General features: G+C 50.2%; 17 protein-coding genes. All 17 read left to right on the top strand.

All coding sequences use genetic code 11. The annotated features are described in order from the left end of the window. Positions 1 to 109 precede the first annotated feature (109 nt). The 17 genes from nifB (at position 110) to MHB54_RS07650 (ending at position 20,942) form a co-directional block, all read left to right on the top strand. Positions 110 to 1,609, top strand: coding sequence for a nitrogenase cofactor biosynthesis protein NifB (gene nifB / locus MHB54_RS07730; protein ID WP_264454108.1), 1,500 nt, complete (start codon positions 110 to 112; stop codon positions 1,607 to 1,609). 6 nt (positions 1,610 to 1,615) lie between these two features. Then, positions 1,616 to 2,482 carry a nitrogenase iron protein gene (gene nifH / locus MHB54_RS07725; RefSeq protein ID WP_023987270.1) on the top strand — a complete coding sequence of 289 codons (867 nt, stop codon included), beginning with the start codon at positions 1,616 to 1,618 and terminating at the stop codon, positions 2,480 to 2,482. 88 nt (positions 2,483 to 2,570) lie between these two features. After that, entirely contained in the window at positions 2,571 to 4,019 is a 1,449-nt protein-coding gene (gene nifD, locus MHB54_RS07720; protein ID WP_264454107.1) for a nitrogenase molybdenum-iron protein alpha chain, read from the top strand. Next, a complete protein-coding gene (gene nifK, locus MHB54_RS07715; protein WP_071559110.1) occupies positions 4,016 to 5,545 on the top strand; it encodes a nitrogenase molybdenum-iron protein subunit beta in 1,530 nt (509 codons plus the stop codon). Before nifD ends, nifK begins: the two co-directional genes overlap by 4 nt. A gap of 71 nt (positions 5,546 to 5,616) precedes the next feature. Beyond that, positions 5,617 to 6,978 (top strand): nitrogenase iron-molybdenum cofactor biosynthesis protein NifE, encoded by a 1,362-nt coding sequence (gene nifE / locus MHB54_RS07710; protein WP_264454106.1) that lies wholly within the window; start codon positions 5,617 to 5,619, stop codon positions 6,976 to 6,978. Then, positions 6,968 to 8,275: a nitrogenase iron-molybdenum cofactor biosynthesis protein NifN gene (nifN, locus tag MHB54_RS07705; protein ID WP_264454105.1), complete on the top strand. Its 1,308-nt coding sequence runs from the start codon at positions 6,968 to 6,970 to the stop codon at positions 8,273 to 8,275. Before nifE ends, nifN begins: the two co-directional genes overlap by 11 nt. Next, on the top strand, positions 8,272 to 8,661 hold the full coding sequence (locus MHB54_RS07700; protein ID WP_264454104.1) for a NifB/NifX family molybdenum-iron cluster-binding protein: 390 nt from the start codon (positions 8,272 to 8,274) through the stop codon (positions 8,659 to 8,661). Before nifN ends, MHB54_RS07700 begins: the two co-directional genes overlap by 4 nt. 92 nt (positions 8,662 to 8,753) lie before the next feature. Then, entirely contained in the window at positions 8,754 to 9,518 is a 765-nt protein-coding gene (locus MHB54_RS07695; RefSeq protein WP_023987276.1) for a HesA/MoeB/ThiF family protein, read from the top strand. Continuing rightward, positions 9,496 to 10,632, top strand: coding sequence for a homocitrate synthase/isopropylmalate synthase family protein (locus tag MHB54_RS07690; RefSeq protein WP_076264452.1), 1,137 nt, complete (start codon positions 9,496 to 9,498; stop codon positions 10,630 to 10,632). Before MHB54_RS07695 ends, MHB54_RS07690 begins: the two co-directional genes overlap by 23 nt. 244 nt (positions 10,633 to 10,876) lie before the next feature. Then, entirely contained in the window at positions 10,877 to 12,613 is a 1,737-nt protein-coding gene (locus MHB54_RS07685) for an ABC transporter ATP-binding protein (RefSeq protein ID WP_080751604.1), read from the top strand. After that, positions 12,594 to 14,432, top strand: coding sequence for an ABC transporter ATP-binding protein (locus MHB54_RS07680; protein ID WP_264454103.1), 1,839 nt, complete (start codon positions 12,594 to 12,596; stop codon positions 14,430 to 14,432). Before MHB54_RS07685 ends, MHB54_RS07680 begins: the two co-directional genes overlap by 20 nt. A 212-nt stretch (positions 14,433 to 14,644) precedes the next feature. After that, positions 14,645 to 15,301, top strand: a complete 657-nt coding sequence (locus MHB54_RS07675; protein ID WP_023987280.1) for a DJ-1/PfpI family protein — start codon at positions 14,645 to 14,647, stop codon at positions 15,299 to 15,301. A gap of 143 nt (positions 15,302 to 15,444) precedes the next feature. After that, the gene (locus MHB54_RS07670; RefSeq protein WP_264454102.1) at positions 15,445 to 16,644 is read left to right on the top strand and encodes an MFS transporter; all 1,200 of its coding nucleotides are present in this window, start codon (positions 15,445 to 15,447) and stop codon (positions 16,642 to 16,644) included. Continuing rightward, positions 16,637 to 17,296, top strand: a complete 660-nt coding sequence (locus MHB54_RS07665; RefSeq protein WP_053324767.1) for a TetR/AcrR family transcriptional regulator — start codon at positions 16,637 to 16,639, stop codon at positions 17,294 to 17,296. The genes MHB54_RS07670 and MHB54_RS07665 overlap by 8 nt, the downstream gene beginning before the upstream one ends. Positions 17,297 to 17,445: 149 nt before the next feature. After that, positions 17,446 to 18,357, top strand: a complete 912-nt coding sequence (locus MHB54_RS07660) for an AraC family transcriptional regulator (RefSeq protein ID WP_075153833.1) — start codon at positions 17,446 to 17,448, stop codon at positions 18,355 to 18,357. A gap of 462 nt (positions 18,358 to 18,819) precedes the next feature. After that, a complete protein-coding gene (locus MHB54_RS07655; protein WP_264454101.1) occupies positions 18,820 to 19,530 on the top strand; it encodes a hypothetical protein in 711 nt (236 codons plus the stop codon). Continuing rightward, a complete protein-coding gene (locus tag MHB54_RS07650; protein WP_264454100.1) occupies positions 19,518 to 20,942 on the top strand; it encodes a phage baseplate assembly protein V in 1,425 nt (474 codons plus the stop codon). Before MHB54_RS07655 ends, MHB54_RS07650 begins: the two co-directional genes overlap by 13 nt. Positions 20,943 to 20,955: the final 13 nt, after the last annotated feature.

Genomic DNA, 20,955 nt, shown 5'->3' with positions numbered 1-20,955 from the left:
CATGGAGAAGCGAATTGACTGGATTTGTCCCTGTCTCTAAGATGTAATTATATTCCAGACAATAACAGAGATTTGTGTAAGGGAATATAACGTGGAGAGGAGGGAATGAATGGACTCTTTAGCTGATCTCTCGGAAACCCCCTTAGCATTGGAAACCCTCAGACGACATCCCTGTTATAACGAAGAGGCACATCGCTATTTTGCGCGCATTCATCTTCCAGTAGCCCCGGCATGCAATATTCAATGCCATTATTGCAACCGCAAATTCGATTGCGTCAATGAAAGCCGTCCCGGCGTTGTTAGTGAACTGCTCACGCCGGAGCAGGCGGCGAGCAAGACCTATGGCGTAGCGGCACAGCTGATGCAGCTGTCCGTTGTCGGCATTGCGGGACCTGGAGATCCGCTGGCCAATGCGGAGGCAACCTTCGATACCTTCCGCCGGGTCCGTAAGACAGTTAAGGATGTCATATTCTGTCTCAGCACAAATGGCCTTACCTTGATCAGGCATATTGACAGGATTGTAGAGCTGGGTATTTCGCATGTCACGATCACGATCAATGCTGTAGATCCAGTGGTGGGGAGCCGCATTTATGGATGGGTCTACGATGAAGGAAAACGCTATGCAGGAGAGGAGGCCGCGCGGCTGTTGATTGACCGCCAGCTGGCAGGCTTGAAGATGCTGGCTTCGAGAGGCGTATTGTGCAAGGTGAACTCGGTGCTGATTCCCGAAGTCAATGATGCCCATCTGCCGGAGGTAGCCAGGGTAGTCAAGGAGCACGGCGCAGTGCTGCACAACATTATGCCGCTCATCATCGCACCTGGTAGCCGGTATGAGCAGGAAGGGATGCGGGCTCCCCGTCCCCGTCTGGTCCGGCAGCTGCAGGAGCAATGTGCTGAAGCGGGGGCTGTCATTATGCGCCATTGCCGTCAGTGCAGGGCGGATGCGATTGGACTGCTGGGCGAGGATCGGAATCAGGATTTTACATGGGAGAACATAGCGGCTGCTCCTCCCATGGATGAAGGGGCAAGGGCACAATTTCAGAAAGAACTGGATGAGAAGGTGAGAGTGAGAATGGAACGCAAGGAGGGACAATCACACCACAAACAACCGTCAACCGGGGCTGGCTGTAGCTGCCCGTTATCGGGAGATAAGCCTGAAGCGAGCTTCACCTCAAAGCCAGTCCTAATCGCAGTGGCCAGTCGTGGCGGAGGGAAGGTGAATCAGCATTTCGGCCGTGCCAAGGAATTTATGATCTATGAAAGCGACGGGACCATCGTAAATTTCATAGGCATTCGTAAGGTGCAATCCTACTGCCACGGGAAAGCCGATTGCAATGGGGACAAGGTCGAGACGATGAAGGAGATCCTTTCCATGGTGCATGACTGTGCATTGCTGCTGTCGTCCGGCATAGGCGAAGCCCCCAAAGAAGCATTGCAGGAAGCTGGCGTGCTGCCTATTGTATGCGGCGAGGATATTGAGGAATCGGTTCTGGAATATGTGAAATTTCTGCGTTATATGTATCCTGTGCAGAGCAATAAAGGAAGTAAGCGCAATAAGGGAGTTAAGGGCAATCATTCGGATTTACCCATTAAACATTTTGGAGGCTGAGAAAATATGAGACAAATTGCGTTTTACGGTAAGGGCGGTATCGGCAAATCGACAACTTCGCAGAATACACTGGCTCAGCTCGCGACCAAATTCAAACAAAAAATTATGATCGTAGGCTGTGATCCCAAGGCAGACTCCACCCGTCTTATTCTGAATACGAAGGCCCAACAGACAGTGCTACATCTGGCTGCTGAAAGGGGCACGGTAGAGGATTTGGAGCTGGAGGATGTTGTCCAGAAGGGCTTCGGTGACATTCTGAACGTGGAATGCGGCGGGCCAGAGCCCGGTGTCGGCTGTGCAGGACGCGGCATCATCACAGCCATTAATTTTCTGGAGGAAGAGGGCGCCTACGAAGGGCTGGATTTCGTATCCTACGATGTACTTGGGGACGTCGTGTGCGGGGGCTTCGCCATGCCGATCCGGGAGAAGAAGGCGCAGGAAATCTACATCGTATGCTCAGGCGAGATGATGGCTATGTACGCTGCCAACAATATTGCGCGTGGGATATTGAAGTATGCCAACAGCGGCGGGGTGCGTTTGGGCGGCTTAATCTGCAACAGCCGGAATACGGACCTGGAAGCGGAATTGATTACAGAGCTTGCGAGAAGACTGAACACGCAGATGATCCACTTTTTGCCGCGTGACAATGTTGTACAGCACGCTGAGCTGCGCCGTATGACCGTTACCCAATATAACCCGGAACATAAGCAGGCTGCGGAGTATGAAGAGCTGGCAGGTAAGATTTTGAATAACGATATGCTAACGGTTCCCACTCCCATTTCCATGGAAGATCTGGAGGATCTGTTGATGGAATTCGGCATTATTGAGGATGAAGAAACCGCAATTAACAAAGCTGAGGCGTCCGGGCAGTAGGCTCCAGCTAGAAGGCTTAATGACGGAACCAACGTGTGATGATGGAGGGAGCTGAACGCGTAGCTCGCAGGAGGGAGGAATAGGCCAAATGAGCAGTATTGTGGATAAGGGAAAGCAGATCGTAGAGGAGATACTGGAGGTATATCCCAAGAAGGCCAAGAAGGACCGGACCAAGCATTTTGAGATCGCGGATGAGGAGCTTGTGAACTGCGGAACCTGTTCCATTAAGTCCAACATGAAATCACGGCCCGGCGTCATGACAGCAAGGGGCTGTGCTTATGCAGGCTCCAAGGGTGTGGTATGGGGCCCGATTAAAGACATGGTGCACATTAGCCATGGTCCCATCGGCTGCGGGCAATACAGTTGGGGTACCCGACGCAATTATGCGAATGGGGTATTGGGAATCGATAATTTTACCGCCATGCAGATTACAAGCAATTTTCAGGAAAAGGATATCGTGTTCGGCGGAGATAAGAAGTTGGAGGTGATCTGCAGGGAAATTAAGGAGATGTTCCCGCTGGCTAAGGGCATATCCGTGCAATCTGAATGTCCGGTCGGACTGATTGGTGATGATATCGGGGCCGTGGCTAAGAAGATGACAGAGGAACTGGGCATTCCGGTCATTCCTGTACGCTGTGAGGGCTTTCGCGGAGTGAGTCAGTCTCTGGGCCATCACATTGCCAATGATGCTATCCGCGATTTTCTGATGGGGCGCCGCGAGCTGAAGGAGTGCGGGCCTTATGATGTCTCCATTATCGGGGACTACAATATCGGCGGTGATGCCTGGGCCTCGCGCATTTTGCTGGAGGAAATGGGACTGCGGGTTATAGCACAGTGGTCGGGTGATGGTACGATCAATGAGCTGGGAATTGCGCATAAATCCAAGCTTAACCTGATCCATTGTCATCGTTCCATGAATTATATGTGCACAACGATGGAGCAGGAATACGGAATTCCCTGGATGGAATATAACTTCTTCGGCCCGACCAAGACGATGGAGAGCCTCAGAGCGATTGCTGCCCGCTTTGACGAGACGATTCAGGAAAAATGTGAGCAGGTCATTGCCCAATATATGCCGCAGATGGAGGCGGTCATCCGTAAATACCGCCCACGTCTGGAAGGCAAAAAGGTAATGCTTCTGATTGGCGGACTGCGGGCAAGGCATACCATCGGTGCCTATGAGGACCTGGGGATGGAAATTGTGGCTACAGGCTATGAATTTGCCCATAAGGATGATTACGAAAAGACGTTTCCCGATGTAAAAGAAGGCACCATTCTGTACGATGACCCAACTGCCTATGAGCTGGAGGAATTGGCCCAGCGGCTGAATATTGACTTAATGGGCGCCGGAGTCAAGGAGAAATACGTGTATCACAAAATGGGCATTCCCTTCCGTCAAATGCACTCCTGGGATTACAGCGGGCCTTATCATGGTTTTGACGGCTTCAAGATTTTTGCACGTGATATGGATATGACCATAAACAGTCCAGTATGGAGCCTGCTGCCGACCCGGCAGACTGCGGAGGTGCCGGTATGAGCGAGCGTCTGAACATTGTCGATCACAATCAGCTGTTTCGGCAGGATAAATATGTGCGCCAGCGTGAGGAGAAACGGGCCTTCGAGGCCCCTTGCTCGCCAGAGGAGGTTACCGCCACCCTAGAGTACACCAAGACCAAGGAATACAAGGATAAGAATTTCGCTCGTACAGCTGTAGTCGTGAACCCGGCCAAGGCTTGTCAGCCGCTGGGAGCAGTTATGGCTGCGCTGGGCTTCGAAAAAACGCTCCCGTTCATTCATGGCTCACAGGGCTGTACGGCTTATTTCCGTAGCCATCTTGCCCGCCACTTCAAAGAGCCTGTTCCTGCCGTCTCCACCTCGATGACCGAGGATGCCGCCGTATTCGGCGGCATGCGCAACCTCATTGACGGTATAGAGAACTGTATTGCCTTGTATCAGCCGGAGATGATTGCGGTATGCACGACCTGTATGGCAGAGGTGATCGGAGATGATCTGTCTGCCTTCTTGGCTAATGCCCGTCAGGAGGGAGCCCTTCCCGAGGATATGCCGGTTCCTTTTGCCAATACCCCCAGCTTCTCCGGTTCACATATTACAGGCTATGACGCCATGCTGCGGTCTGTACTGGAGACGCTGTATAACAAGTCAGGCCGGACGCCGCAGCCTGGTCATGAATTGAAGCTGAATGTACTGCTCGGGTTTGACGGGTATACGGGCAATTTTGCGGAAATGCGGCGCATACTGGGGATGTTCGGCGCTACGTATACCATTCTGGGTGACCACAGCAGTAATTTTGATTCAGGGGCCACTGGAGAGTACAGCTACTATTACGGGGGAACGCCGCTTAAGGATGTGCCTGAGGCCGCAGATGCTGCCGGCACGTTGGCGATCCAGCAGTACTCTCTTCGTAAAACATTAGGCTATATGAAGCGAACCTGGGGGCAGCAGGTGTCTTCCATCTCCACGCCGCTGGGCATCCGCGCTACTGATTGCTTGCTTGAAGAGATCAGCCGTCTGTCCGGAAAGGAAATTCCCGAGGCATTGAAGCAGGAGCGCGCCCGAATTGTGGATGCCATGATGGATTCGCATGCTTATCTGCACGGCAAACGAGTGGCTATGGCGGGAGACCCGGATATGCTCATCGGCCTGATTGGCTTTTGTCTGGAGTTGGGCATGGAGCCGGTGCATATTGTTTGCTCCAATGGGGACCGGAAATTTGAGAAGGAAGCAGAGCTTCTGCTGAAGTCCAGCCCTTACGGTGCAGAAGCCACGGTTCATTCCGGTCAGGATTTGTGGCATATGCGTTCGCTGCTGTTCCAGGACCCGGTGGACCTGGCTATTGGCAGCTCCCACCTGAAGTTCGCGGCCAAAGAGGCGAAAATTCCTTTGCTCCGTGTGGGCTTTCCGATCTTCGACAGGCATCATCTGCATCGTTATCCGATTATCGGCTACCAGGGTGCGCTGAATCTGCTTACCCAATTCGTGAATACCGTACTGGATGTCATGGAAGAGCAGGCCCCGGATCATAGCTTTGATCTGGTGCGCTAATTGCTGTACCGCGTAGATGGAAGTTGGCAGCTATTTCAATGGATTCTATCTGAAATAAGGGGGGTGTGCGGATGGAGCCGGCTGTGTCTAACGGAAGGCTGGAGGTATCCTGCGGCAACAAAATTCCCAAAAGCACGCCCTGTCCCCGGCCTGTGCCGGGGGAGGCTTCGGGTGGCTGCTCCTTTGACGGGGCCCAGATTACACTGATCCCCATTGCAGATGCGGCTCATCTGGTGCACGGGCCGATTGCCTGTCTCGGCAATAGCTGGGAGAGCAGAGGCAGCCTGTCCAGCGGCCCGGAGCTGTCGGCGTATGGCTTCACTACTGATCTTGGAGAACAGGACATCATTTTTGGTAGTGAACAGAAGCTGCATGAATCGATCCGCTACATTGTCAGCCGCTTTGCTCCTCCCGCTGTGTTTGTCTATACAACATGTGTCACAGCCCTCACCGGTGAAGATATCGAGGGGGTCTGCAAGGCTGAATCGGAGCGGCTGGGGACGCCGATCATTCCGGTGAACAGTCCGGGATTTGTGGGGAGCAAGAATCTCGGGACCCGGCTGGCCGGAGACGTGCTGTTCCAGCATATTATCGGCAACACCGAGCCGGAACAGACAACCTCCCATGATATCAATCTCATTGGGGAATACAATATTGCGGGCGAGATGTGGCATATCGAGCGGCTGATGCAGCAGGCGGGAATGAGTATCCTGTCCCGAATTACCGGGGACGGTCGGTTCCGTGAGGTGGGATGGGCGCATCGTGCCAAGGCCAATATGGTCGTATGCAGCCGGGCTTTGCTGGGCCTGGCAGTCCAAATGGAGCGTAAATACGGCATTCCTTATTTTGAAGGTTCATTTTATGGAGCAAAGGAGACGAGTTATTCCTTGCGGCAGATGGCTTACCTGACTGGAGATCGTGATGTAGAGAGACGGGTGGATAAGCTGGCCGCACGGGAGGAAATGAGGCTATCGCTGGAGCTGGAACCCTACCGCAAGCAACTGAAAGGAAAGCGGGCAGTGCTCTATACCGGAGGGGTAAAGAGCTGGTCTGTCATTACGGCTTTGCAAGAGCTGGGCATTAAGGTAGTTGGTGTAGGCACGAACAAGAGTACTGCCGAGGATGTATCCCGGATTGCTGACCGTATCGGAGATGATGCGGAATACATCCCGGAAGGCGGCGCCCGGCAGATTCTCAAGACCGTACGGAGCCGCAAGGCAGACATGGTCATTGCCGGGGGCCGGAACATGTATATGGCGCTTAAGGAACAGATTCCTTTTGTGGACATCAATCAAGAACGGCACAAAGCCTATGCGGGCTATGACGGGCTGTTGTCTCTGGCGAAACAGCTTGTGCATACGCTGCAGCATCCGGTATGGGAGCTGACCGCCAAATTGGCTCCATGGGAGGAGGAGACGGAATTTGCCGATTAAATCCGCCACGAAGCCTGTCAGTGTCAACCCGCTCAAGGTAGGACAGCCTCTGGGCGGCGTGCTGGCTCTGCAGGGGATGTATCGCTCAATGCCTTTGCTGCACGGCGCTCAGGGCTGCTCGGCCTTCTCCAAGGCGCTGCTGACTCGCCATTTTCGAGAGCCGATTGCCGTTCAGACCTCTGCGCTGCAAGAAATGGACGTTATATTTGATGCAGACCGGAATCTGGAGGAGGCGCTGGATCATATCTGGTCCAAGCACCATCCAGATGTCATCGGCGTTATCAGCACGGCCCTCACTGAGGTGGCAGGTGTTGATTTTCAGTCCAGGGTAAAGGCGTTCAAGCGAGAACGGGCATTGAAGGACAGTCTGCTGTTTTCTGTATCGCTGCCTGATTTTCACGGCTCTCTGGAGACGGGCTACAGCAGTACAGTAGAGTCGCTAATGGATGCTGTACTCGGGTTGGCCGGAGGCAAGTCCCCCAAAAAACAGCGCCGGACGCAGATCAATCTGCTGCCGGCTTCTTATCTGACTGCCGGAGATGTCATGGAAATCAAGGATATTATCGCTTCCTTCGGCCTAGAGGTTATTACGCTCCCCGATATTTCCACTTCCTTGTCTGGTCACCTGCTGACAGGCTTTTCCCCTTTGACGAGAGGGGGGACTCCGCTGGATTCAGCCTGCCAGATGCTGGAGTCTTCCTGCACCATTGCCATTGGCGCGAGCATGGAGCGTCCGGCGCGCAGGCTGACTCATGCCGCAGGCATTCCCTACCACTTGTTCACGGGTCTGTCTGGCTTGGCCGCGAGCGATGCGTTCATACATTTTCTGCAGAAAATCAGCCGCGAGCCAGCCCCTGTTCGCTTCCGCTGGCAGCGTGAAAATCTGTTGGACAGCATGCTGGATGCCCATTTCTATTATTCCGGCGCTTCCGCTGTAGTGGCGCTAGAACCGGATCATATGCTGTCGACCGCAGCCTGGCTGGAGGAGATGGGAGTGGAACTGAAACGGCTAATTACACCCTGCAGCACGCCCGCACTGCAAAAGACAGAACGGGAAGTCTGGATCGGTGATCTGGATGATGCAGAGGAGAGCGCGCAGGGCGTTGATTTGTGGATCAGCAATTCACATGGAAGAAAGGGAGCGGCACGGGCCGGGGCCTCATTCGTACCGGCAGGCTTGCCGGTGTATGACGAGCTGGGCGCCCACACATCCGTAAGCGTCGGATACCGTGGAACTATGGAGTGGGTGAACAAGGTGGGTAATGTATTGCTTGCCGAGAGGGGGAGAGGAGGGTGAAGGTTGCATTTGCGACGGAAGACGGTGTGCATGTGACTGCTCATTTTGGGCAGAGTCCCATGTTCACTGTATTCGAAATCCGGCACTCAGGCGTCCAGTTCCTGGAGCATCGGCGGATAGCCCTGGGGAGCGATGAGAACGAGGCGGGCAAGATCGCCAGCCGCATTGGCCTGATCGAGGATTGTGCCTTGATCTTCCTGGTACAGATTGGCGCTTCGGCCGCCGCCCAGGTTACCAAACGGACCATTATGCCTGTGAAGGTGGCCTTCGGTAGCACCATTGAGGAGCAGGTCCAGCGTCTCCAGAATATGCTGGCTCGTAATCCGCCCATGTGGCTTGCCAAAATCCTGCACGCTGAGGAGGGCAGCGGCAAAGCCGAATCATGAGCCTTCTGTAAGGAAGAGCAACCGTATATGATGTCAAGATCCTGCGGACCGAATATCTTAAAGGCGGGAGCCGCACATGGAGGGGTGGACGAATGGTACAGCTGCTGGAAGACAGTAGATACGGACGCCAGTTGAAGCTGCTGGGAGTGGAAGGTCAGAACAGGCTAAAGCAGGCTACTGTTATGGTTGCAGGCATCGGAGGATTGGGAGGGACAGCGGCCATGTACCTGGCCGCTGCTGGAGTGGGAAAGCTGATATTGGCCCATGAGGGCGTAATCCATCTGCCCGATATGAACCGGCAGGTGCTGATGGACAGCGGACGAATCGGGGAGGAACGGATGGAAACGGCATTGCAGCATTTGCACCGTATCAATCCGGAGACCCAGCTTGAGGGCCACGCCGACAGAATCACGGAAGAATCCTCTCGACCATGGGTAGAAGCGGCAGATATCGTGATTGATGCACGATATGACTTTCCGGAAAGATATGCGCTGAACAGACTATGTGTTCGACATGGCAGACCGATGATAGAGGCGGCCATGTACGCCTATGAAGTATCATTGATGACCATTGATCCCGGTAGGACGGCATGCTTGGAATGTCTCTACCCAGAAGGCGGACAGCCTTGGGAGCCTCTGGGATTCCCGGTCCTGGGAGCCACCTCTGGCTTGATTGGCTGTATGGCTGCACTGGAAGCGGTCAAATGGATTACAGATGCGGGCAATCTGTTCACTGACCGCATGTACCGTATGAATGTGCTGGATATGAGCAGCTGCACCATAGCGGTCAAACGCAATCCGCGTTGTCCGTGCTGCGGAACGGGAGGGAATACAGATGAGTCGATTGCATATTTGTGATACGACACTTCGTGACGGAGAACAGGCTCCGGGCGTTGCCTTTTCGGCCGAGGAGAAAACTGAAATTGCCATCATGCTGGACTCGGCGGGGGTGGAGCAGGCTGAGATCGGAATTCCGGCAATGGGAGAGGCGGAGTGCAGGTCTATTGCCAGGATTGCTGCTCTCGGACTTCAGATGAAGCTAATGACCTGGAATCGCGCGGTGTTCACGGATATTGATGCAGCTGAATCGACAGGTGTCGGCTGGGCCCATATTTCGGTTCCCGTGTCGACGGTGCAGATGAAGGCCAAGCTGGGTATGAACCCTGAGCAGGTGACTGAGCTGATCCGCAAGTCTGTCGATTACGGTCTGTGTAAAGGATTGACTGTTTCCGTAGGCTTTGAGGATGCTTCAAGGGCAGATGACCTGTTCCTTGAGCAGTTGGCGAATCAGCTCTATAGGGATGGTATCCGGCGCTTCAGATATGCCGACACGCTGTCCGTTCACCATCCCGCTGCCATAGCTGCCCGTATAGACAGATTTGTATCGCGTGTGCCGCAGGATGTGGAGCTTGAGATTCACTGTCATAATGATTATGGCCTAGCGCTTGCCAATACTTTGGCAGCTTTGCAGGCGGGAGCTGTCTGGGCCAGTACCACAGTGTCGGGCCTTGGGGAAAGGGCAGGTAATACGGCGCTGGAGGAAGTGGTGATGTCGTGGAGGGACCTATATCAAGGAACCTGCAGTGTCCGTCCCGAACTGCTGAACCCGCTGGCTGCACTGGTGTCCAAAGCCTCCAACCGAATCATTCCCGAAGGTAAGCCAATTGTGGGAGACATGGTATTCGCCCATGAATCCGGCATACATATCAACGGTCTGCTAAAGGAGCGCGCCGCCTATCAGGCCCTTGATCCGACCGAGCTGGGCGCTGACCATTCGTTTGTACTCGGCAAGCATTCGGGCAGAAGTGCAGTTCAATATATGCTGGAGCAGGAAGGAATCGAGGCAGGCTCCGGTGAAATCAAGTTCCTGCTGGAGCGACTTCGCCTAGTCGGTGAAGATCCCAAGCGTGTCATTCATAGCGCGGATTTAAGGCGCTGGCTGCAGTATTATCCGGCAGAGCTGCCGAAATAACCGAAAAAGCGTTCCCGTCCGGTGAGTGTGACCGTGACTGGAACGCTTTCTTGCATATCTTTTAATTTCACAACCGGAGTCTCCAATTTGCTGGTTAAACGAAGCCGTTCAGAAGGGTATAATAAAATATAGTGCTGTATAAAGTGCGTATATATGGTTTTACAGCAGACAGGTTCGAATCTTATAACCATTACACGCTGATCTGGAAGGACGGCTATGGGCAATTGGAGGAATGCTTGTGGGAATGATGTTTTCTTTTCTAAAAAAATATCGGGTTCCAGCCATCGCAGCGCTCGTGATGATGTTGCTGGAATTGACGGTAGAGCTATCACAGCCATATTTGATCTCTAAAATCATTGATGAGGGCATCCGACAGCAGGATTTGTCCGTCGTCTGGTTATGGGGCAGTGTATTGGTGGGGAGTGCCGTTATCGCTTTTATGGCGGGGATATCCAGCTCTTTTTTTGCTTCACATGCAAGTCAGGGCTTCGGCTATGATTTGCGGGAAAAGCTGTACCGTAAAGTGCAATCCTTTTCGTATCCTGTGTTTAAACGTTTTGCCACTTCGTCGCTGATTACGCGCCTGACCGGGGATGTCACGCAAGTACAAGATACGGTGTTTATGAGCCTGCGTTTTATGACACGGGTTCCGCTTGTAGTCATCGGCAGTATTGTGATGGCACTGGTTGTACATTTCAGGCTTGGGCTGCTATTGGCGGTTATGGCCCCAGTGCTGTTCGTGTTTGTGTTGGTGATGATGCGGAGGACGGTCACTTTGTTTAAAGGTGTCCAGCGACGCTTGGATGACGTTAACGGAGTGATTCAGGAGAATCTGACAGGTATCCGTCTCATCCGGGTTTTTGTGCGGATGCGGCATGAAATCGAACGTTTTGCCCATTACGGAGGCGAGTTGATGAAAGGGACGGTGTCCGCTCTACGCTGGACAGAAACGACGATGCCGTTCATTTTGTTTACGATGAATGCAGGGATTATTGCAGTACTTTGGTTCGGACGCGGCCAAATTTCCACTGGGGATGCCAGTGTAGGACAGGTGGTCGCAGTCGTCAATTATTCACTGCGGACAATTGGAGCCCTGTCTGCCTTATCAGGTATCGTTGTTGTATTTTCCCGGGCAACTGCATCTACGGGGCGGATTCGAGAGATATTGGAAACATCTAATGAAGATGGGCAAGAGCTGGAGCCTGTTTCAACACATCATACACAGATTGAGGGACAGGTGGAAATGGACCGGGTAAGCTTTCATTATCCGGGCAGTGATTTGGCTGTCCTAAAGGATATATCTTTTAAGGCGCAATCGGGCGAGCGGATAGCTATTATGGGGGCCACTGGCTCGGGCAAATCCTCACTTGTGCAGTTGATTACACGTCTGTATGAAGAAGATGAAGGTTATGTGCGCTTTGACGGAAAGGACGCTCGTGAACTGGATGCGTCCATATTGCGAGAGGCTATTGGCTATGTGCCTCAGGAGGTACTGCTATTCACCGGCTCGATTCGGGATAATATTGCTTGGGGGCTGGAGAATGCCAGCCTGGAGCAAATTAAGGAAGCTGCACGGATGGCGCAAATCCATAATATGATTGAACGCTTGCCGCAAGGCTATGACACGATGCTCGGGCAGCGTGGCGTCAATCTGTCTGGCGGACAGAAACAGCGGCTTTCGATTGCCCGCGCACTGGTGCGCCAGCCGACAGTGCTGATTTTGGACGACAGCACAAGTGCATTGGATGTAGGGACAGAAGCAGCACTACTGAATGCACTCGATGGCCTGTCCTGCACGACATTTCTCATTACGCAAAAAATCAGCTCGACGGCCTCAGCAGATCAGATTTTACTGCTGGATGAGGGTCGCCTGATGGCAAGTGGAAGTCATGAGCATCTCATGGATAGCTCGGATCTGTATCGGCGTATCTATGAATCACAATACGGAAAGGAGGAGTCGCATGTTCAAGGAACTCATTGAACCGTTCCGTCAGCCTACACCGCCGTCCGGTGTGCTGCGAAATCCGGTGGGAGCGGAAGGACGCAGCAAGGCCAAAGCGAAGAACTGGTCTGGTACGTTAGGACGGATATGGGCTTATCTGGCCCGCCGTAAGGCCAAACTGATGCTGGTGCTGTTCATGGTACTGCTCAGCTCCGGGCTGGCTCTGCTGGGTCCATATCTGGTCGGCGTAGCGGTGGATGATTTTCTCGAAGGTCCGGGTGGACGCACGTGGATTTATTTTCTCATCGGATTAGGAGCTGTATATCTGCTCAACTCGCTGACCTCCTGGTTGCAAAATATCTGGATGATTGAGATTGCCCAAGAGACGGTGTACCGCATGCGTTTCGATCTGTTTTCACATTTGCATCGACTACCGATTCCTTTCTACGGCAAACGTCAGCAGGGAGAGATTATGAGCCGTCTGACCAATGATATTGAAAATGTCAGTTCTACGCTTAACAGTTCCGCCATTCAGATTTTTTCGAGTATATTGACGCTAATCGGTACACTCACGGTGATGCTGTGGTTAAGCCCGCTGATGACCCTGCTGACCTTTATCGTGGTGCCGTTAATGGCTGCCGGGATGCGCTGGATTACACGTCGCACCGGGCCTTTATATAAGGAACGCCAGAAGAATTTGGGCGAACTGAACGGATACATCGAAGAAACACTGTCTGGGCAGCAGATTATTAAAGCATTTTCGCAGGAAAAGAGAGTCATCCGTGGTTTTGGCGAGCGTAATGACCGTATTCGGCTATCGGGCTTCTGGGCACAAACGATTTCAGGCTTTATACCGAAGCTGATGAACGGACTGAATAATCTCAGCTTTGCTATTGTAGCGGGGATCGGTGGGATTTTGGCCATTCGCGGCTCCATCACTATAGGTACAATTATTGTATTCGTAGAATATGCCCGCCAGTTCACCAGACCGTTGAATGATTTGGCTAACCAGTGGAACACCCTGCTGTCCGCTATTGCCGGAGCTGAACGAGTATTTGAAATATTGGATGAAGATGAAGAGTCCAAGGATGAACGCGGCGCAGTGGAGGTAGAGCATGTGGAGGGGGCGGTGCGGTTTACGGATGTTTCCTTCGGTTATGATGAGGGAAGCGCTACGCTGGAAGGTATCTCTTTTGAAGCCAAACCTGGTGAAATGATCGCACTAGTCGGCCCGACCGGGGCAGGAAAAACGACACTGATCCAGCTCCTTTCCAGATTTTATAGCCCCGACCAGGGAATGATTACGCTGGACGGGCGCGATATCACCACCATACAGCGTGAAAGCTTGCGCTCCCGCATGGCATTTGTGCTACAGGACTCCTTTCTGTTTCAGGGGACGATTCGTGAAAATATCCGCTTCGGCAGACTGGACGCCACCGATGAGGAGGTTGAACAAGCATCGAAACTGGCCAACGCCCATTCCTTTATCATGCGGATGAAGGACGGATACGACAAGGTGCTGGAAGCGAACGGCAGCGGCATCAGTCAAGGGCAAAAACAACTGTTGGCTATTGCCCGTGCTATTTTGGCCAACCCTTCCATCCTTGTACTCGACGAGGCAACAAGCAGCATCGACACCATTACCGAGATGAAGATACAAGAAGGACTGGAGCGGCTCATGCAGGGGCGAACAAGTTTCGTCATCGCGCATCGGCTGAATACCATTCGTCAGGCTGACCGGATTCTGGTCTTAAAGGATGGCCGTTTGGAGGAGCAGGGTTCTCATGATGAACTGCTGGCTCACAAAGGCTTTTACAGTGATTTATATTATGGTCAATTGAGTAAGCAAAGCTCCTAAGCCGGCTCGCGATTAACAGATTTACAGGCATACTTAAAAGGACTACCTCGGGGGTGGCCCTTTTTAAGTATGCCTTTTTACAAGTACGTACTCTTAAAGAGGCGTTTGAAATGAAGATACTGCTTTCACACCATTAAATATACCCATACCCCGTATATGTATGTTAGTATGGATGTGCAAGAATAAAATCCCACTTCAAAGGAGAGATCATCATGAAAATCGCAATCATGCTTTTCGATGGAATTACGGCATTAGATGCAATGGGTCCATACGATGTATTTGCTGCTACACTGAAATGTGAAGTGAAGTTTGTCGCTAAGAAAAAAGGGTTAATCAAGCTGGACTCAAATATGGGTTATTTGCATGCCGATTACAGCTTTTCTGAAGTTAGTTCAGCTGATATTCTTGTTGTTCCAGGTTGCAGTCCGCCAAATTATAAAACTCCAATGAATGACGAAGAAACGTTAAATTGGATTCGCCAAATACATGAAACTACGAAATGGACCACGTCGGTTTGTAACGGCTCTTTGATTTTGAGCGCCGCAGGCTTGTTAAATGGAACCGTAGCCACCAGTCATTGGGGTTCCTTAGACCTGCTCCAATCTCTTGGAGCCATTCCAACAGATGAGAGAGTGGTTCGTCAGGGCAAAATCGTTACAGCAGCCGGTGTCTCCTCTGGTATTGATATGGCACTCCAGCTATTGGCATGGGAATTGGGAGAAGATATGAGTAAAGGAGTTCAGCTGATTTTGGAATACGATCCTCAGCCTCCGTTTGACACGGGTTCACCAAAGAAAGCACCTGCTATATTGGTAGAACAAATAAGAGGTATGTTACAAGAGTTTGCAAAACAGGAACCTAATGTGTAAAGCAAGAATAAAAAGATCTCTTTCTGGTATTAGCTTGGCATAATAGGTTTGTAATTTTATTTACAAGGGTCCCTATTTCAACTAATATAGTTTACACATAGTAAAGGATTACATAGTGTAAATGGTTGAAGGGGGTTACAAACATGAGCAGCTTACCTAAGTCTGCTATATTTCCACTTTTCATTCTGATGCTGAATTTGTTTATTGCTTTATTGGGTCAAGGTATGGTGATTCCCATTCTGCCTGAATATCTGAAACAATTTAATGCGGCAGGAGCTGCTGCGGGGTATCTTATTGCCGCTTTTGGAGCAGCACAGTTTATTTTTTCGCCCCTAGGTGGGCAGCTTTCGGATAGATGGGGTCGGAAATCCATGATCATCACCGGTCTGTTTTTAACCGTCATCTCGGATCTAATGTTTGCTGTTTCTACGACATTGCCTCTTCTATATATAGCCCGATTTATCGGGGGGATAGGTATTGGATTAATGGTTCCTTCTAATATGGCCTACGTCGCTGATATTACCACTTCTGCAACCCGAGCTAAAGGAATGGGATACTTGGGTGCCTCCATGAATTTGGGTATGGTGCTTGGTCCGGGGTTAGGCGGTATGATCGCTGAGTTTGGCATAAGGGTGCCCTATTTTTTTGCTGGTGGACTTGGACTTGTAGCTACGCTGCTTAGCTTGTATATGCCAGAGACACTACCCAAGGAAAAACGAAAACCCGCTAGCCAATGGGTCCGCCGGGAGCCAATTCGCAACCAAATCCTAAATTCATTTCGGACATCCTATTTTCGTTATCTTCTCCTCATTCTGATCATGACATTAGGTTTGATGAATTATGAAACGGTGTATGCTCTTTTTGTGGAACGAAAATATGGTTTTGATGCCACTAAAATCTCAATGATCATTACGGTTGGTGCAATTATAGGCATCGTAGTACAGATATGGCTACTTGATTATCTCATCAAGAGACTTGGTGAGATGAAGCTTATACGTCTTTCTTTGATCATGACAGCCATCGCTTTACTGTTAATGATAATTAAGATCAATTTAGGTTATCTGCTGGCGGTATCGGCGCTGTTTTTTGCTTTTAATGCCTTCCTAAGGCCAACCGTAAGTACAATGATCGCGAACTCAGCTGGTGATCGTCAAGGATATGCCGCCGGATTGAATACGACGTATACCAGCCTAGGCAATATATTGGGACCCATTTTAGCGGGTTTGATGTTTGACAAACACATTCATATTCCTTATATTTTTGGTGCCCTTATCCTTGCATCTGCCCTTTTCTTAACCTTACAAAAATCGAAAAATGAGAAACGGATGGTTGTTAATGACTGAGAACTGGCACCAGAATTTGAAAAATAAAAATCGGGAAGAACTCATTGCGGCTGCCAAGGAACTTTTTATGAAGCAAAGCTTTCTCAAAGTTAATATTAAGGATGTATGCAACGTGGCTGGTGTAAGTCGGGTCACATTCTATAAGCACTTTCAGTCCATGAACGAACTGATCTTTGAGGTTCAGATGGAAATCCTTGAGAGCATGACCGAATTTGTTAGAAGGGCACCTTCAGCCGAAATGAGCGGTAAGGAGATGCTTACTTCGATGCTTGATGCATGGATTGATTACGCTCGGCAACATCCAGAATACATCAAGTTTATTCTTCTATTCGATCTGCATTACGAAGCTTATGATTCAAATCAAGAACTCAAAGAACAGTACAAAAATTTTGTTAGCCGGGAAAAGGAACGACATTTCCTGATGGATGCTCTGGAAGTTGGATTCCAAGATGGATCATTAAAGTCCGACACAGAACCCTTGAAGACCGCTCATTTTATCTTCACGTCTATGATGGGTATACTACAGAAAATGAGTCTGACGTCCAAGGACGATTGGAATAACGAACTTGATGATATAGAAATTGCTAACCGATTTGCGGGAATGTTGATTCAGTATTTAAGTCCAAAAAGTGATAAATCCCCAACCTTTTAGGCAGGAGTCGCCTGCCATATTCCAGAGGATTTCAGATCGTCCGATGGAGTGAAATAGAAGTACAAGACTCAGTCTGTTAAACTGTGAAAATAGAGCGGTTGCAGATACGTTGTCGTGTTAGCCTTATCTATTTTTGTGGAGGTGCGGGGATGAACGGAAGTCTGTTTGAGCCACGGCTGCGTGACGGGGATTATATTCCCCGTTTTTTTGCTTACTATTACAAGCAATGGCATGACTACACCATGTCTTACCACGATCATCATTCTACCGAAATTATGTACATGATTTCCGGCTTTTGCAGGGTAGATGTACAAACGGGAGAGAATGTGGAAGAAAGCATCACGCTGCGTAAAGGCGAGTTTATTATGCTGGACGCAGGTGTACCGCATCGACTAGTGGTGGAAGGAGAACAACCGTGCCGGATGCTAAATGTAGAGTTTGGTTTTACGGAGGGAGTGAGGGTAGGGCCGTCTATCCGACAAATGGCAGCAGAGGAGCAGGAGGTCACGACTCTCATGTCACGTCCGTTCCCGTATCTGGTACTATCGGACCCAGAAGAGGTATATTATGCGCTGAAAAGTCTCGTGCTGGAGCTGGACCAACGAAAGGAACAGCCGGGTGCAATGGCAGAGATGCTTTTTATGCAATTGCTAGTACGAATTGCACGTCTACGGGAAGAGGCAGAGCGCAGCAACACGCAGCAAACGGATATGTACATCAAACGATGCATTGAATTTCTCCATCTGAACTATGACCGAGATATTGTGGTTAAGGACATGGCGGCAGCTGTGAATCTGCACCCAGGTTATTTGCACCGTATTTTCAAAAAACATACTGGGCAAACGCTTACCGCGTATTTAACGATGCTGCGAATGGACAAGGCCCGTATGCTTCTTCAGCAAACGGACATTCCCATTCAAGAAATTGCCGATTATGTAGGCGTGGCCAGCAGGCAGTATTTTCATATGTTGTTCAAAAAGCACACAGGCAAGACGCCTGTTGAATACCGCTCTGCTGTAGAGCGCAATGTGAGGAACTATGCGGAGGAGGATGGGAACTGAATATATAGGAAGTTTTATGATTTATGCATATTCGCGTGGAGCTTACCTAATAAAAAAGGTAGGCTTTTTTTAATTTTGAAAATAGGCAATTTGATTCAGGTTCTAAAGAATCATTTTTTGGGAGTTAAAATTCATATGATTATATTAAATTAAAGAGGTTCATAGGCAAATTAACTTTATTTCTATGAAAATGAAGACGTATTTTCACAAGTATGGATACTTACTTTGGGTAAAAGGAATCTGAATGATAGCAAATCTTTCATTTTTATGCATGATAATAGGTCTAATATCTTGTTTGTTTTATAAAAGTTATAAATTGACAATAACCAAGACACTCCGTATGATACCTATAATGTAAGGTATAAATTGGAATTCGAATGGTTCTTTGGATTCAATTATTTATGTTATAGAGTTCCACAAAATGAATATTAAGATTGAACATATAAAGGAGTTTTACTGACGATGGGACATATGGATGAGCAAATTGCAGACATGATTAATGCTGCACGGAAGGAACAACAGGGTGCATCTGGTCTCCTAAAATCGGATTTACACAATTACATAAAGTCTGAGAGCAGCTTGGAACTGGAGAAAAGGGAAACGGATGCGGACGCATCCATTCTTTTTGAATTGGAACTTCATCCACTTAAGATGCTGGATGGAGAGCGAATCGCTTTTGCAGAACGTCCTTTACTGAACGACAAAATTTCGGTATGGTTGCCCCGGACATTCACCGAGATGGGCGAGCGGGAGATTGAACTAAAATATCCTTCGAGTTATCGCCCACCGCTCATTTTGACTGATCCAATGGGGGAGATCAATTTTTCTTTTAACCTGACAGCAAGCGAACTGACGGATGAGGAGCTAGAGGCGTTCACCAGCGAGATGATCTACATTTTTCACCACACGCAAAAGTTGACGGAATGGTATGCAGACGGTGTGTGCAAGGTGTACGGACGACGGGTCGGATACTGTGAATTTATGACTCCGGCTTTGAATACACGTGTGTATAATCTGACCTTTTTTGCAGCTCTGGAAGGGCATGCGCTTATATGCTCATTTAACTGTACGGAGGAACGTATGGATACATGGCGTCCGGTCGCTCAACGTATGGTGACCACACTAAGAATCCTGCCTAGTGAGGCTGAAGGAGAAGGAACATGGAGCAGATAAGCACCACCTATTCTAATCTGAAAATCACGCCTTATCAGCTTATCAATGTACAGGAGCTCTACCTGGTCAAGCGGCTGAATGACCACACTCGGTTGCGTTTTACCGCTGTCGTGCCTGAGGAACTAAAGGACACTTATGTGGATATGACCAAATTTGACTCACCTGTCGGAATCTTGCAGCTGGCTGAGGATGGCACGGAGGTTCCCTTGTTTAGCGGAACAGTGCTGGCGATTGAAGTGAAGGCGGTACGAGATGTGTACTACCTGGAGGTAGAGGCTGTGTCGCATACCTACAGGCTGGATGTACGCCCCCAAAGTCGTTCTTTTCAGGACAAAAATATGAAGGTGGATGAACTGCTGCGTCGTATTTCGCTTCTTTATCCTAGCTTGGACATCATGGACTCGGCCACCATGGGAGCGTCGATCGGACGGATGTGGGTGCAGTACCGCGAGACTGATTGGGCTTTTCTCAAGCGGCTGGCTTCCTATTACCATACCTCCCTTATGCCCGCGGCCATATTTGATACCCCAAAGTTCTATTTTGGGATTGAGGAAAGCGGAACAGCCGTTCAACTGGACAATTATCATTACACAGTAAGCAAAAGAATTTCGGCATATCGCTACTTTGCAGGCAATGATACAGCTTCGGTGGATGAGCAGGATTTTCTCGATTATACCGTTGAAACAGAGCAGGTTCTGGAACTGGGCAATGAAATTCAGTTTCGCGACAAAACGCTATATGTATACGAGGCACGAACTCGTATGACCCAGGGAGTGCTGCTGCACATATATACCTTGACGACACATAAGGGGTTGCGACAGAAAGCGTATTATAACGAGCAGTTGACGGGTCTGTCTCTGGAGGGAAAAGTGATCGCTGTCGAACGTGATCGGGTTAAAGTGCATCTGGATATCGACCCGGAGCAGGACAAAAATACAGCCCACTGGCTTCCATATGCAACAGGGTATAGTGCAGAGGGGCATAGTGGCTGGTATGTGATGCCTGAGCTGGGGGATAAAGTGCGTATTTATTTCCCGAACCAGCATGATGACGAGGGCATCGCCAGTAGCTCGGCCCGGCAGGATCGGGGGGATGGCGGCCACAATCATTTGAAGCATCCGGACGTAAAAATTTTCCGAACGCCACATGGTAAGGAAATCCGCTTGACACCGGACGAGGTGGTAATTACCGGCAAGGATGGTGCTGTTTTCATCAAGCTGAATCAGGGCGACGGTATTCATATGGTGAGCAACAAAGATGTTCATTTTTCGGCAGGCGGTAACATCCACATGGAGGCGGGGCAAAAGGTGACTATTTCCGCCGGTCAGGAAATCAACCTGTCCAGCCGCAGCAGCCATATTACACTCGGTGGTGACACATCGGTCGTTGGCAGCGAAGTCAAAACGAATTGACGGAGGAAGCAGA

The organism is Paenibacillus sp. FSL M7-0802, assembly GCF_038004945.1.
GTDB classification, from domain to species: domain Bacteria; phylum Bacillota; class Bacilli; order Paenibacillales; family Paenibacillaceae; genus Paenibacillus; species Paenibacillus polymyxa_B.
The sequence above is the reverse complement of the archived record's forward strand: the minus strand, read 5'-3'. Positions and strand labels throughout refer to the sequence as shown.

Bases quoted from the DNA above. Each gene is read 5' to 3' on its own strand.
- MHB54_RS07660 (WP_075153833.1), top strand. From the start codon at position 17,446: ATGAACGGAAGTCTGTTTGAGCCACGGCTGCGTGACGGGGATTATATT.
- MHB54_RS07675 (WP_023987280.1), top strand. From the start codon at position 14,645: ATGAAAATCGCAATCATGCTTTTCGATGGAATTACGGCATTAGATGCA.
- nifB (WP_264454108.1), top strand. From the start codon at position 110: ATGGACTCTTTAGCTGATCTCTCGGAAACCCCCTTAGCATTGGAAACC.
- MHB54_RS07650 (WP_264454100.1), top strand. From the start codon at position 19,518: ATGGAGCAGATAAGCACCACCTATTCTAATCTGAAAATCACGCCTTAT.
- nifE (WP_264454106.1), top strand. From the start codon at position 5,617: ATGGAGCCGGCTGTGTCTAACGGAAGGCTGGAGGTATCCTGCGGCAAC.
- MHB54_RS07665 (WP_053324767.1), top strand. From the start codon at position 16,637: ATGACTGAGAACTGGCACCAGAATTTGAAAAATAAAAATCGGGAAGAA.
- MHB54_RS07655 (WP_264454101.1), top strand. From the start codon at position 18,820: ATGGGACATATGGATGAGCAAATTGCAGACATGATTAATGCTGCACGG.
- MHB54_RS07685 (WP_080751604.1), top strand. From the start codon at position 10,877: ATGATGTTTTCTTTTCTAAAAAAATATCGGGTTCCAGCCATCGCAGCG.
- MHB54_RS07680 (WP_264454103.1), top strand. From the start codon at position 12,594: ATGTTCAAGGAACTCATTGAACCGTTCCGTCAGCCTACACCGCCGTCC.
- nifD (WP_264454107.1), top strand. From the start codon at position 2,571: ATGAGCAGTATTGTGGATAAGGGAAAGCAGATCGTAGAGGAGATACTG.
- nifH (WP_023987270.1), top strand. From the start codon at position 1,616: ATGAGACAAATTGCGTTTTACGGTAAGGGCGGTATCGGCAAATCGACA.
- nifK (WP_071559110.1), top strand. From the start codon at position 4,016: ATGAGCGAGCGTCTGAACATTGTCGATCACAATCAGCTGTTTCGGCAG.
- MHB54_RS07690 (WP_076264452.1), top strand. From the start codon at position 9,496: ATGAGTCGATTGCATATTTGTGATACGACACTTCGTGACGGAGAACAG.
- MHB54_RS07695 (WP_023987276.1), top strand. From the start codon at position 8,754: ATGGTACAGCTGCTGGAAGACAGTAGATACGGACGCCAGTTGAAGCTG.
- MHB54_RS07670 (WP_264454102.1), top strand. From the start codon at position 15,445: ATGAGCAGCTTACCTAAGTCTGCTATATTTCCACTTTTCATTCTGATG.